We start from the raw sequence: 13,072 nt of genomic DNA, 5'->3' as shown, positions 1-13,072 counted from the left end.
CAGATTGCTTCATTAATATTAGCAATGACAGAAAATATATAAATCCCGTTCTAAATTTAGAAAGGGATTTTTCATTTTAATTATTACAGCTATCGTTATCGTTTTAAAAGTTTACATTTGATATTAAAATTCAAAAAAAAAATTCTATGGAAGGTTTTTTATTTATAACACTCATTTTGTGTTTCTTTTTTCTTAACAGAAATATAAACAGCAAGTTTAAAGAGCAAAACCTAACTATTGAAGATTTAAAAAACAGACTTCGTTTTCTTCAAAATGAAATTCTTTCAAAAAGAACAGCTTCCGAAACAAAAGAAACAGTTGTTGCTACCAAAAAAACTGTAAAGGATGAACCTATTAAAGTAGCAACACCTACTATTATTGTTCCCGAAAAAAGCGTCGAAAAAACAATACAACCAATTGTTGATACTCCACAAAAACCTACATCAGCCATAACTCAAAAACAAGTTGTAAAACAAAAAATTAAAACAGCTCCAAAAAAATCTTGGTTAAAATCATTCAAAGATAAAAACCCTGATTTAGAGAAATTTATCGGTGAAAACTTAATTAATAAACTCGGAATTTTAATTTTAGTATTAGGGATTAGTTTCTTTGTTAAGTATGCGATTGATAAAGATTGGATAAACGAACCTGCAAGAGTAGGTATTGGTATTTTATGCGGTTCGCTTGTAATGGCTATTGCTCATAAACTAAAGAAAAACTATGCTTCTTTTAGCTCCGTTTTGGTAGCAGGAGCAATTAGTATCTTTTATTTTACTATTTATATTGCATTTAACGAATATCAATTGTTTAGTCAAACCGTTGCTTTTAGTATAATGGCAGTGATTACTGCCTTTAGCAGTTTAGTTTCTGTTTCTTACAACCTTCAAGAATTAGCTGTTTTATCGTTAATTGGTGGTTTTGCTGCACCTTTTATGGTAAGTACTGGTGAAGGTAATTACATTATATTATTCACTTATATTGCCATTTTAAACATTGGTATATTAGGGATTTCTTATTTTAAAAAATGGAAGATTTCTACCATTTTAGCCTACATTTTTACTGCCATATTATTTACTAGCTGGTGCGCCTTAAAAATAGGAGAACCATCATTTTCACATACAGGTGCTTTAACTTTTGCAACTATCTTTTATTTTATATTTAGTATTACCATTGTTTTAAACAACCTTAAAAATAAAGGCGTTTTCTCTGCAATAGAATATCTTATTTTGGTTGCGAATACGTTTGTATTTTTCGGAACGGGAATGTTAATACTAAATGATTTAGACTCTAACCTTACTGGGTTATTTACATTGTTATTAGCGGTTTATAATTTAGGTTACGCCTCTGTTTTATATAAAAAATTCGGATTAGATAAAAACGCAATATATCTCTTAATTGGCTTAACGCTTACTTTTGTTACACTTACAATACCAATTCAATTTGAAGGAAATCATATTACCTTATTTTGGGCTGCAGAAGCGGTGTTATTATTTTGGTTGTCTCAAAAATCGAAAATTAACTCTTTTAAAATAGGCGCTGTAATTGTACAAACTCTAACGCTTTTTAGCTTATTAATAGATTGGGATCGTTATGGTTCATCCGAAGAATTATCAGTAGTTTTTAATCCGTTATTTATTGCTGGTTTTACGGTAAGTATTTCGTTGTTTTTAACGTATTGGTTATTACAAAAAGAAAAGGAAATTGTTGCTAAAGTTTTTGTGTTGAATATTAATTTTTACAAAAAATTGGTTTTAATACTTGCGATTCTTGTAAGTTATTTCACGGGGATTTTAGAAATCAGTTATCAAGCAGATCAGTTCTTAGAAAACACTTTTTCAGTATTATCTTTCCCACTAGTTTATCATTTTGTTTTTGTTGCTGTTTTATTATACTTAATAGTAATATTCAAAAACAAAGCATTTTCGAAGTTCGTATTATTAATAAGTGGTTTTTCTATCTTATTATATATTCTTTCTTTTTATAAGTTTCCGGCAAGCGAAATGGCTCAAAATTTCATTGGTAACACCAATACTCAATATGCGTTTTACTTTCATTATATAGTTTTAACGTGTTTGGTTTATTTCGGATATCAACTATTTCAAAAAATACCAGCTCTTTTTAATATTAAAGCAACCAAAAGCAAATGGTTACCATGGTTATTTACTTTTGCTATTGTATATGTGTTAAGTAATGAGATAATGACCCACGGTTTATATATTTCTAATACGGTTGATACAGTTGAGTTAGCCGAAAAATTTCCTAATACTGAAGATAATCAATATTTAAAAAGCAATTTTGTAAACACCCAAGTACAAGAAGCTAAAACACAAATTATAAAAATTGGCTATCCGATACTTTGGGGTGTTTTCTCTTTTATATTTTTAATTATAGGAATACGAAGACAATGGAAAACATTGCGAGTAATTGCACTTTCGTTGTTAGGTTTAACGATTGTTAAATTGTTTATGTATGATATTAAAAACGTATCGGAAACCGGAAAAATAGTTGCTTTTATATTATTAGGAATTTTAATATTGGTAATTTCATTTGTATATCAAAAAATTAAAAAATTAGTAGTTGATGAAACCTCAGAAAAAGAAAATAACAATGAAGAAGTATAGTTTTTTAGTTGCCTTTTTTATTACACTTTGTAGTTTTAGCCAAAACTATAAAGGATCGGTAACTACCATTAAAAAAGATGGTTTACATAAGATAATGCTATCTCAAAAAATACGTTCTTCAAGTAGTGATAATTTTGATTTTTTACGAATTAAAGATGCCAAAAAAAATGAAGTTCCGTATGTTTTAATTTATAATAATGACAGAGGATTTTCTACTTTTAAGACCATTAAAATAGCGTCTAAAAAAGTAATTAAAGATTCTGTTACTTCTATTATTATCGAAAATGAAAGCGGTAAAAAGCAAGATTATGTTATACTTAAAATAGCAAATACTAAAATTAGAAAAAGCTATAATGTATATGGTAGTGATAACGGAAAAGACTGGTTTGGTTTGGTTTCCGATAAAAAACTGTCTTATATAAACAATCCTAATGAAACAGCATCAGGAAAAGTGTTTTTGGAAAAAACAATTGATTTTCCATTAAACACTTATGCATTTTTACGTATAAATTTTAATGACAAAAATTCGTTACCTATTAATGTCTTAGAAGCTGGAATTTATGAAAGTAAGTTTTTTTCGCAAGAACCTATTGAGGTTGCCAATTACAAACAAGAAATAGTTACTCTAAAAGGTAAAAAAGTAACTCAACTTAAATTCTCTGCCTTAAACGCTCATAAAATAAATACTATTTCGTTTAATATTACTTCAAATTTTTTTCTACGTAACGCAAAGGTAATTGTCAAGAAAACTCGTAAAATTAAAAAACGTATTGAAACTTATGATCAAGTAATTGCTAGATTTCAATTGAATTCTAAAAACAATAATACTTTTGTTATCAGCAACTTAAATGAAAAAGAATTCAGTATCGAAATCGAAAATAAAGACAATCCACCTTTGGCAATAGAAAATGTACAATTATTACAAAAACCGATATATATTATTGCGAATTTAAAGCAACAACAAAATTATACAATAGTAATTGACACGACACTTATTAAACCTTCGTACGACCTAGGTAATTTCATTTCTAATAAAACGGTTGCTTTAAAAGAGGCAAGTGTGTTAAATTTCTCGAAAGTTAAACCTGAAAAAGTAAAATTAAAAAACACCCCTTTTTGGGAAACTAAAATTTTTATGTGGCTTTGTATTGTTTTTGGCGGATTTTTAGTTGTTTATTTTGCTTTTGGTTTGATAAAAGATATAAGTGCTCAAGAAAAATCGTAATTTAACATAACGCACTTGTTTTTATTATAATTGATGAATGCCTAAGTCTAAAAACATATTTAAAAAAATATTAATTTGGAGATACAAACATATTTCTGAAAGGCAATTTGTTTATGTATTAAGTGTTTTTGTTGGGTTTTTAGCAGGAATTGGAACGCTTATTTTAAAGAATATGACTTCTTTTTTTCAAACTATTTTAGAAGGAAGGTTTATTAAAGATATTCATCATTCTCTTTATTTTATTTTTCCAATTATAGGGCTCGCTTTAGTGTATTATATTAAAAAAAGGTTTATAAAAAAGGAAATTGGTCATGGTATCTCTACAACACTTCATGCTATTTCTAAACGTAGCGGAATCATAGAGAGATATAAAATTTATGCCTCTCTAATTACCGCACCAATTACTGTTGGTTTTGGTGGTTCTGTTGGTTTGCAAGGCCCTGCTGTAAGTACTGGTGCCGCATTAGGATCAACGGTTTCTCAGTTGTTTCATATGAATCAAAAAACAAGAATGCTTTTAATTGGCTGTGCAACGGCCGGTGCAATGTCATCTATGTTTAAAGCGCCTGTTGCTGCGATAATATTTGCTATCGAAATTTTTAGTTTAGATTTAGCTTTTGCTTCATTGGTTCCTTTATTATTGGCTTCAGTTTCTGCTGTTATAACTTCTTATTTCTTTTTTGAAAAAGATGCTTTATTAGGTTTCAAATTGATAGATGCCTTTAAAATAAAAGATATTTTTTATTATGTTTTGCTGGGCTTTGTTACCGGATTGGCTTCTGTATATTTTTCGAAAATTTATTTTAGTATTACCAATTTCTTTAAGCGTATTAAAAAACCAATCCATAAATTTATTATTGGCGGAATTGCAATTGGAATAATGCTGTATTTAATTCCGCCTTTATATGGTGAAGGTTACGGACTAATTAATAATTTATTAGAAGGAAACTCCTTGGCTGCCCTAAAAGACATTCCGTATAATGTAGATTTCGAAAATGTTTGGATTGTTATCGGTTTTTTATTACTAATTACGCTATTTAAAGCCATAGCCATGACTACCACATTTGCTGCTGGTGGTGTTGGAGGAATCTTTATTCCTACCTTAGTTATGGGAAGTGCTTTAGGTAATGTATCAGCAAAAATAATTAATCAATTAGGCGGTAGCGTATCTGAATCTAACTTTACTTTAATAGGCATGACTGGCTTAATGGCCGGAGTATTACATGCTCCTTTAACCGCTATTTTTTTAATTGCAGAAATTACTGGTGGTTATAATTTATTTGTTCCTTTAATGTTAGTTGCTGCAATTTCTTTTGCAGTTACAAAATACTTTATATCAAACTCTATTTACACGGTAGAATTAGCTGAACGGGGCGAACTCATTACACATAACAAAGATAAAAATGTGCTAATGATGATGAAGATTAACAAATTGATAGAAACAAATTTTAAAGCCGTTCATCCTGAAATGCTTTTAGGTAATATGCTTAAAAAGGCAGTATCTAATTCTAATAGAAATATTTTCCCTGTAATTGAAAAAGATAAACAGTTTTTAGGAATTGTTTTGCTAGATGATATTAGACCTATTATGTTTGATACCGAAATGTACGACAAAGTTACTGTAGAAACTTTTATGAGAAGTGCGCCATCGATTATTCAGCATACTGATTCTGTTGAAAAAGTAATGCAAAAATTTAAAGAAAGTGGCGCTTGGAATTTACCTGTTATCAAAAACGGAAAATACCTTGGCTTTATCTCTAAATCTAAATTACTATCCGCTTATCGATCAAAACTAATTGAGGTTACTTCTTAGCTAAAAACGTAACCATTTTATCAGGAAAATCGGTAAAACCACCGTCAATATTTGCTTCAAAAAATAATACTTGTAACATTTCATCAAAAGAAGAAAACTCATCTAATTTATCGGCTCTAAAAGTATATGGATGCACTTTTAACCCGAGTTTATGAGCATCAGTAACCAAAGAAGTAAACAACCATTTTCCGCTTTCTTTTTTATCAATAATTTGCTTGTACCAAGGTCCAATTCCGTCTGCATACGTTGCAAAATATTTTAATTGTTTTGTTTCTTCAGTAAACTCCATCAATTGCACTAAAAACAAATCAGATTGTAATTCTGTTCTAACTCTTTCCAACTCTTTGGCATCAAAACATTGAAAAATACAGTTGTCTTTTTTTGTTTTATAACCATAATCTGATAAAATAGCTAAAGTGATTTTAGCAATATCTTTTCCGTTTTCATGATGAAATTCAGGATTTTTAATCTCTGGATAAATTCCGATATTTTTCCCGGTACTATAATTTAATCCCTGAATCAATTCTATCTCTTGCTCAAAAGAATGTAGTTTAAAATTCCCTTTGTTTTTAGGAAAGCGCGTCGGATAAAACTGTTCTCCCGTTTTTTGGTCAAAACGTTCGGTTACTTGTAATTGCTGCAACTCATTAAAAGTAAAATCAATTACATAAAAACGATTGTCTTTTCGTTTTTTATCAGCAAAAACCTCAGCAACATTGGTAACATCATCTAAATAAATATCATGAATCACCACAGGAACATTGTCTTTACTTAACACCAAATCTTGCTCAATATAATCTGGACTCATAGCATAGGCCATTGCTTTTGCTTCCATAGTATGTTCTGGCAAATATGCAGATGCTCCACGATGTGCAATTACTATTTTTTTTGAATTCATTTTATTTTCTTTCTTGGTTTTAATACAGCTTATTAGTATAAATAGCATTGCAATAAACAGTACTTTTTTAGCAATTATTTCACCATTGTTCATTTTATAAAAATAAAAAAAGTCAAGAGAAAATTCTCTTGACTTTTAATTTATTATCAAATCTTTTAAAAAAGATTTTTACGTTTTCTAGTTTAACATAGATTCTCTTGAACCTCCTGCTGCAAAAATAGCTCTCATTCTTAATTTTTGACCTTCAGAGAACATAGTCATACAATCATCATTTGTATAATCCATATAATTCATAGTCATATCAGTAGACTTACAATTTACTGTTGGATAAGTAGGACAACCATAGTTAGGACCATCTGAAGATGGAGTATCAGCTACGAAATCATCTTGACGACATCTACCATCACCCCAAATATGACGTAAGTTTAAATAGTGACCAACTTCGTGAGTCATCGTTCTACCACCATCAAACGGAGCAGACACATAACCTGTTGTTCCAAAATACTGAGGACCACATACCACACCATCAGTAGCTAAACTACCACCTGGAAATTGTGCATATCCTAAAATTCCACCGCCTATTTCACAAACCCAAATATTTAAGTGAGTTTCAGGAGTTACAGGTGGATAAGCAGATTTTACTGAATTATTTGTTCCCCAAGATGACTGAGAACTAGCATGTCTAAAAGTACCTGCTAATGTGAATGAAACTTCAGAATCTGCAGCGACAGCAGCAAATTCAGCTGGTGTACTATTTGCATCCGAATTTTGCTTTCTAAAATCAGCATTTAATACTGATATTTGAGAAGCAATTTGTGCATTACTAATGTTTTCGTTTGAATTACTGTATATAACATGTACATATACAGGAATATTAACTATCCCTAAGTTATCTGGCTCAGGAGGAGTACCTCCACCTCCACCGTTGGTAGGCTTTCCTTTGGCTGCTACAAATTTACGTGTAGCATATTCTACATCATACATTTTTTTATGCAATCCTTTGTTTTCTTTTAATTGTCGGTTTAAAACCTTCATTGAATGACACTTATCATTTGCACCACCTCTTGCTTGATTGTCTTCAGTAACTAAATAGAAGTCACTCATGTCAATTGCCTCTTGAGTTGGTAATCCCGAATCGTTAGCATTGTCTTGACATCCTACCAAAATCGAAGCAGCTACTGCTAATGTTAAAAAAATTCTTTTCATTTTGTAAAAAATTTAAAATAAGTTAATTAATAATCATCCCCTTTGGACAATAACCTTGTTAAAACCTCACTTATTTAATTATAACAGATAAACTTGTTAATTTATTATCAATTAATCAATAATTTAATGAGTTTGTTAACGATGAGCAATATACACTTTTATTTTAAATGTTAAATAAAAGTTAATACAACCGCTTTTCTCTTTAAAAATCACTTCTAAAGGCTTATTTCAAACGACATTAAATTGTTTAATTTTTATACAAAAATCTAAAAAAACATCAAATTCAAACACAAACAATCATAAACCATTAAATTTAAACACATTAAGAATACGTTAATTACAATTTCTAAAAACGTAATTTAATTCTTAATAAAAACTATCTTTATACTCTAAAAAACATTTATGGAAAACTCATTTAACAATAAAGTTCTTGTAGCTCAAGTATCAGAAACAGATAGAGTTGCTTTTTACAAAAAAACCTATGCGCATGTTGGTTTTGGTGTGCTTTTATTTATCGTATTTGAATATTTACTATTGCAAAACGCTACAATAGTTGAGTTTGCTTTATCGATGACCCAAGGTTATAAATGGCTATTATTATTAGGTGGCTTTATGTTGATTACCAATTATGCTGAGAGTACGGCTTTAAAAACATCAGATAAAAACTTACAATATTTAGCATACTCGGGTTATGTATTTGCAGAAGCATTTATTTTTATTCCGCTTATTTACATGGCTATTTCTTACACCAATAATTTTGAAGTTATTAAACAAGCCGGAATCGTAACTTTAGGGTTGTTTGTGGGAATATCATCAATTGTATTTATCACCAAAAAAGATTTCTCTTTTATAAAAGCAGGCTTAAGTGTTGGTTTCTTTATCGCAATCGGACTTATTATTGCGGGTACTTTATTCGGTTTTAATTTAGGTTTATGGTTTTCTGTAGGAATGTGTGTTTTAGCCGCAGGTTCTATCTTATACCAAACTTCTAACTTAGTTAACAAATTTTCTACCGACGATTATATACCGGCTGCATTAGGCTTATTTGCTTCTTTAATGTTGTTGTTTTGGTATGTTTTACAAATTTTTATGTCGAGAGATTAAGAGTCTGTAAATTTAAAACACTCTAAAATTAATTTGAAGCTATTTCCCGCTTTCAGCACTCGCTTTTTTTAAGAAAAATAAAAAAGAGCTCAAACAAATGCTTCAATCGGGGCTAGGTATTTCTACACAATTTTATATTTAAATAAGATTAAATTATCGTCATGCTGAATTTAGTTCAGCATCGCATCAAAAGTAGAGTTATGCCAAATCAGGTTGTGAACCTGAAGTAAATTCAGGTTGACGAATTCGATTTATTATTTTTTTGTTATATTTTTTTTTAGATAAAATTTAAACAGGCTCTAAATTAAAAAGACCTCACAGTATAAAATCTGTGAGGTCTTTTTGTTTGATACAAAACGCTATTAGCTAAAAGAAAGTTTTAACTCAACATCATTTGTGCTCTTTTTAAAGCCGTTACCAAAATATCTATTTCTTCTTTGGTATTATAAAAAGCAAATGATGCTCTCACTGTACCTGGAATACAATAAAAATTCATAATAGGCTGTGCACAATGATGCCCTGTACGAACGGCAACACCCAATTTATCTAATATACTTCCAATATCATAAGGATGAATTCCTTCGATATTAAATGATATTACAGATGCTTTATTCGTGGTTCCGTATATTTTTAAATTTTCAATTTTCTCTAATTCTTCAGTTCCGTATGCTAACAGTTCACTTTCTTGTTTTGCTATGTTTTCAAAACCAATAGCATTCATATAATCTATGGCTGCTCCGAAAGCAATTCCTCCGCAAATATTAGGTGTTCCAGCTTCAAATTTATGAGGTAACCCTGCGTAAGTAGTTTTTTCGAAAGTTACGGTTTCAATCATCTCTCCTCCTCCTTGATATGGCGGCAGTAAGTTTAACAACTCTTCTTTACCATATAATAAACCAACACCAGTTGGTCCACACATTTTATGAGCAGAAGCTACATAAAAATCAGCATCTAACTCCTGAACATCCGGTTTTATATGTGGTACTGCTTGTGCTCCATCGATTAAAACATAAGCTCCGAATTTATGAGCTGCATGAATAATTTCTTTTATTGGGTTTATGGTTCCTAATGCATTTGATACATGATTACAAAAAACCAATTTCGTTTTTGCATTTAGTAGCTCGTGATACACATCCATTCGTAATGAACCGTCTTCATCCATCGGAATCACTTTTAAAACCGCACCTGTTTTTTCACAAAGCATTTGCCAAGGAACAATATTCGAGTGATGTTCTAAAGCAGAAACTATAACTTCATCGCCTGTTTTTAAAATAGCTGCAAATCCTGAAGCAACAATATTAATACTGTGTGTTGTACCTGCTGTTAAAATAATCTCATACGACTGTTTTGCGTTAAAGTGCTTTTGAACTTTAAGACGTGCTTCTTCATATTTATCAGTTGCTTCCTGACTTAAAGTATGTACGCCTCTATGAATATTCGCATTGTAGTTAGAGTAATAATCAACAATAGCATCAATAACCACTTGTGGCGTTTGTGAAGTTGCTCCATTATCAAAATACACTAATTTTTTTCCATGTACTTCTCTATTCAGAATAGGAAAATCAGCTCTAATTTCGTCTACATTAAACATATAAAAATCATTATTTTAAACAAAGGTACTGCTTGCTTTTTCAAATACAAACATCAAACAATTAAATTCTTACATTTGCTAAAATTGTTTTGTATGAAGAATTTAAAAAGAGTACTCTTACTGGTTATTATTATATTGGTTATTACTGTTTATTTTAATTATCCGAAGTTAAATATTCTTGCGGGTTACTCTGCAAAAAACACCGCTTCCTCAGTTTTTTTAGCGGAACGTGGTTTAGCATTTACTGATGAAAACGACAATAATTTTTCTCCTATTAACTTAACTTCTGATGCCATAAATAAAGAAGAAAAATCGGCTACAGGTTCTGCTTTTGGCCTTTTAAAAAGAAAGGCTATTTATAGAGAAGGTTTAGGGGCTGTTTTAATAAATGACACATATGATGCTTCTAAAAAAACGTTAGTTCCTAAACGTAGTAAACCTGATAATTCTACGCCGTTTCCGTATGGAAATGCTGATCAAAAAAATACGCTTTTTTCAAATATTGATTATAAAAAACTTAACGAAACTATTGATACTATTTTTAACGATATAAATCAAACTCGTTCGGTTTTAGTAATCTATAAAGATCAAATTATTGCTGAAAAATATAGCGACGGATTTGATAAAAATTCTAAACAACTAGGTTGGTCTATGACCAAAAGTATTGCGAGTACTATTGTTGGAATTTTACAATGTGAACGAAAATTATATGTGAATTCTGATAATTTATTTGATGAATGGAAAAATGATGAACGAAAAAACATTACGCTTCATAATTTACTACAAATGAATTCTGGTTTAGAATGGTTGGAAGATTATAATACAATCTCTGATGTTACTAAAATGCTTTTTCTTGAAGAAAACATGACTAAAAGTCAAATAAACAAACCTCTTGTGGGAAAACCAAACGAAACATGGAACTACTCTTCTGGAACCACCAATTTAATTTCAGGGCTTATCCGTAAACAATTTAAAACACACCAAGAGTATTTAGATTATTGGTATACTGCGTTAATCGACAAAATTGGCATGAACTCTATGCTTATAGAAACTGATATGAGCGGTAACTACGTAGGTTCTTCTTATGGTTGGGCAACAGCAAGAGATTGGGCCAAACTTGGACTTTTATATTTACATAACGGAGAATGGAATGGTGAACATCTTTTTGATAAAGATTGGGTAGATTACGCTACAACTCCAACTCCTGGTTCAGATGGTTGGTATGGTGCTCAAATTTGGTTAAATGCTGGTAATAGATATCCTGATGTGCCAAAAAACATGTATTCTTTTAATGGTTATAAAGGGCAAAATGTTTTTATCTTGCCAAACGAAAATTTAGTAGTCGTTCGTACAGGTCTTACCAAAAATGCCGATATGAATACGCTATTAAAAGGAATTATTACTTCAATTAAAAACTAACGAATGAACCCATATTATTACGTACTTTCTGTAAACGGAATCCTTTTAGTATTCAGTATTCTTTTTTACTTCTTTCCGCCTAAAAAAATAAATGCTATTTATGGTTACCGAACCAATAAAGCCATGAAAAATGAGGTTGTTTGGCAGTTTGCTAATACTTATTTTAATAAACAATTCTTAATTTATTCTGCCATTTCACTTATTGCTTCATTAATATTGGCATATATAGCTAAAGAATTAACGTGGCAACCTATGGCAATTATGTTATTGTCTTTAGCGGTATCTGTGATTAAAACAGAACAAGAAATTAATAAGAATTTTGACGAAGAAGGGAATAAGATAAAATAATTTTAATAGCGATTAAGTGCTTTTACTATATGTGATTCTGAATTTATTTCAGAATGACGTTAATGCATAATTTTAATGGAAAAAAGTAAATGCTAACCTGAACTTGTTTCAGGTTGGCATTATTGTTATTCTTTCTTATTGATAAATTTACTTAACATACTCTTCTTTTAATAAAGTAATATCGTCGATAATTTTTTGCATATTATCTTTCTTGGTTCCATCATACGAACCTCTAATTTGTCCTTTTTTATCAATTAAAACAAAGTTTTCAGTATGCACCCAATCACTATCTCCACCGTCACCTTCATCTAGAACAGCAAAATAATGTTTTCGAGCTAAATTATAAATGTGCTTTTTATCGCCTGTAGTAACATTCCATTTTCCGTCAATTACACCTTTAGCATCCGCATATTTTCTTAATTGAGGCACACTATCCATCACCGGAGTTACCGAATGTGATAAAAACATAATATCATCATCATTTTTATAATGCGTTTGTAATTCACTCATATTATAAGCCATTACAATACAAATTGTTTGGCAACGCGTAAAAAAGAAATCAGCTATATAAATTTTATCTTTATAATCGGCATTTGTAATTGTTTCTCCGTTTTGATTGATCAATTTAAAATCACCAATTTTATGATTTTTTGACTTTTTTCTAACAGAAACATCTACCAATCTTGGATTAATATCTGCTGGATTATAAATAGGTAATTTTTCTTCAACTTTTACTAAATGATAAAAAACAGGGATCCCTACCGCACAAAAACCGATTAAAAAAAGTATGGTGATTTTTGATTTTTTAAAGAATTTTAAATCCATCTTAGTCTTTTTCACAAAAATA

10 protein-coding genes are annotated in these 13,072 nt (G+C 30.1%); 6 read left to right on the top strand and 4 right to left on the bottom strand.

Translation table 11 applies throughout. The features are described from left to right. The first annotated feature begins 146 nt into the window (after positions 1-146). The 3 genes from ACQ629_RS09095 to ACQ629_RS09085 are packed head-to-tail and all read left to right on the top strand — an operon-like array spanning position 147 to position 5,659. Entirely contained in the window at positions 147-2,621 is a 2,475-nt protein-coding gene (locus tag ACQ629_RS09095; RefSeq protein ID WP_483704300.1) for a DUF2339 domain-containing protein, read from the top strand. Next, the gene (locus tag ACQ629_RS09090; RefSeq protein WP_483704298.1) at positions 2,581-3,846 is read left to right on the top strand and encodes a hypothetical protein; all 1,266 of its coding nucleotides are present in this window, start codon (positions 2,581-2,583) and stop codon (positions 3,844-3,846) included. Before ACQ629_RS09095 ends, ACQ629_RS09090 begins: the two co-directional genes overlap by 41 nt. A 37-nt stretch (positions 3,847-3,883) precedes the next feature. Further along, on the top strand, positions 3,884-5,659 hold the full coding sequence (locus ACQ629_RS09085; protein ID WP_483704296.1) for a chloride channel protein: 1,776 nt from the start codon (positions 3,884-3,886) through the stop codon (positions 5,657-5,659). Here ACQ629_RS09085 and glpQ read toward each other — a convergent pair. Then, complete coding sequence (gene glpQ, locus ACQ629_RS09080; protein WP_483707191.1) at positions 5,649-6,605, bottom strand: glycerophosphodiester phosphodiesterase; 957 nt, start codon at positions 6,603-6,605, stop codon at positions 5,649-5,651. The genes ACQ629_RS09085 and glpQ overlap by 11 nt on opposite strands. A 129-nt stretch (positions 6,606-6,734) precedes the next feature. Further along, the gene (locus tag ACQ629_RS09075; RefSeq protein WP_483704294.1) at positions 6,735-7,763 is read right to left on the bottom strand and encodes a zinc metalloprotease; all 1,029 of its coding nucleotides are present in this window, start codon (positions 7,761-7,763) and stop codon (positions 6,735-6,737) included. A 402-nt stretch (positions 7,764-8,165) separates the two neighbouring features. On the opposite strand from ACQ629_RS09075, the gene ACQ629_RS09070 reads away from it, so the two are divergent. Beyond that, positions 8,166-8,867, top strand: coding sequence for a Bax inhibitor-1/YccA family protein (locus ACQ629_RS09070; protein WP_483704292.1), 702 nt, complete (start codon positions 8,166-8,168; stop codon positions 8,865-8,867). Positions 8,868-9,246: 379 nt separating this feature from the next. On the opposite strand, the gene ACQ629_RS09065 is transcribed toward ACQ629_RS09070, so the two are convergent. Further along, entirely contained in the window at positions 9,247-10,458 is a 1,212-nt protein-coding gene (locus ACQ629_RS09065; protein WP_483704290.1) for an aminotransferase class V-fold PLP-dependent enzyme, read from the bottom strand. Positions 10,459-10,551: 93 nt separating this feature from the next. Here ACQ629_RS09065 and ACQ629_RS09060 point away from each other — a divergent pair, with 93 nt between their 5' ends. Beyond that, positions 10,552-11,877, top strand: a complete 1,326-nt coding sequence (locus ACQ629_RS09060; protein ID WP_483704288.1) for a serine hydrolase domain-containing protein — start codon at positions 10,552-10,554, stop codon at positions 11,875-11,877. Between the two features lie 3 nt (positions 11,878-11,880). After that, entirely contained in the window at positions 11,881-12,225 is a 345-nt protein-coding gene (locus tag ACQ629_RS09055) for an SdpI family protein (RefSeq protein WP_483704286.1), read from the top strand. A gap of 147 nt (positions 12,226-12,372) precedes the next feature. Here the strand turns inward: ACQ629_RS09055 and ACQ629_RS09050 are convergent, their stop codons facing one another. Beyond that, entirely contained in the window at positions 12,373-13,050 is a 678-nt protein-coding gene (locus ACQ629_RS09050) for an SCO family protein (protein WP_483704284.1), read from the bottom strand. Between the last annotated feature and the right edge of the window lie 22 nt (positions 13,051-13,072).

It is taken from the genome of Tenacibaculum sp. SM2510, from assembly GCF_057002845.1.
Note: the sequence above shows the minus strand (reverse complement) of the source record. Positions and strands in the feature narration are given on the sequence as shown.

Coding starts and splice junctions, on each gene's coding strand:
- ACQ629_RS09090 (WP_483704298.1), top strand. CDS start 2,581: ATGAAACCTCAGAAAAAGAAAATAACAATGAAGAAGTATAGTTTTTTA.
- ACQ629_RS09075 (WP_483704294.1), bottom strand. CDS start 7,763: ATGAAAAGAATTTTTTTAACATTAGCAGTAGCTGCTTCGATTTTGGTA.
- ACQ629_RS09065 (WP_483704290.1), bottom strand. CDS start 10,458: ATGTTTAATGTAGACGAAATTAGAGCTGATTTTCCTATTCTGAATAGA.
- ACQ629_RS09085 (WP_483704296.1), top strand. CDS start 3,884: ATGCCTAAGTCTAAAAACATATTTAAAAAAATATTAATTTGGAGATAC.
- ACQ629_RS09055 (WP_483704286.1), top strand. CDS start 11,881: ATGAACCCATATTATTACGTACTTTCTGTAAACGGAATCCTTTTAGTA.
- ACQ629_RS09060 (WP_483704288.1), top strand. CDS start 10,552: ATGAAGAATTTAAAAAGAGTACTCTTACTGGTTATTATTATATTGGTT.
- glpQ (WP_483707191.1), bottom strand. CDS start 6,605: ATGCTATTTATACTAATAAGCTGTATTAAAACCAAGAAAGAAAATAAA.
- ACQ629_RS09070 (WP_483704292.1), top strand. CDS start 8,166: ATGGAAAACTCATTTAACAATAAAGTTCTTGTAGCTCAAGTATCAGAA.
- ACQ629_RS09050 (WP_483704284.1), bottom strand. CDS start 13,050: ATGGATTTAAAATTCTTTAAAAAATCAAAAATCACCATACTTTTTTTA.
- ACQ629_RS09095 (WP_483704300.1), top strand. CDS start 147: ATGGAAGGTTTTTTATTTATAACACTCATTTTGTGTTTCTTTTTTCTT.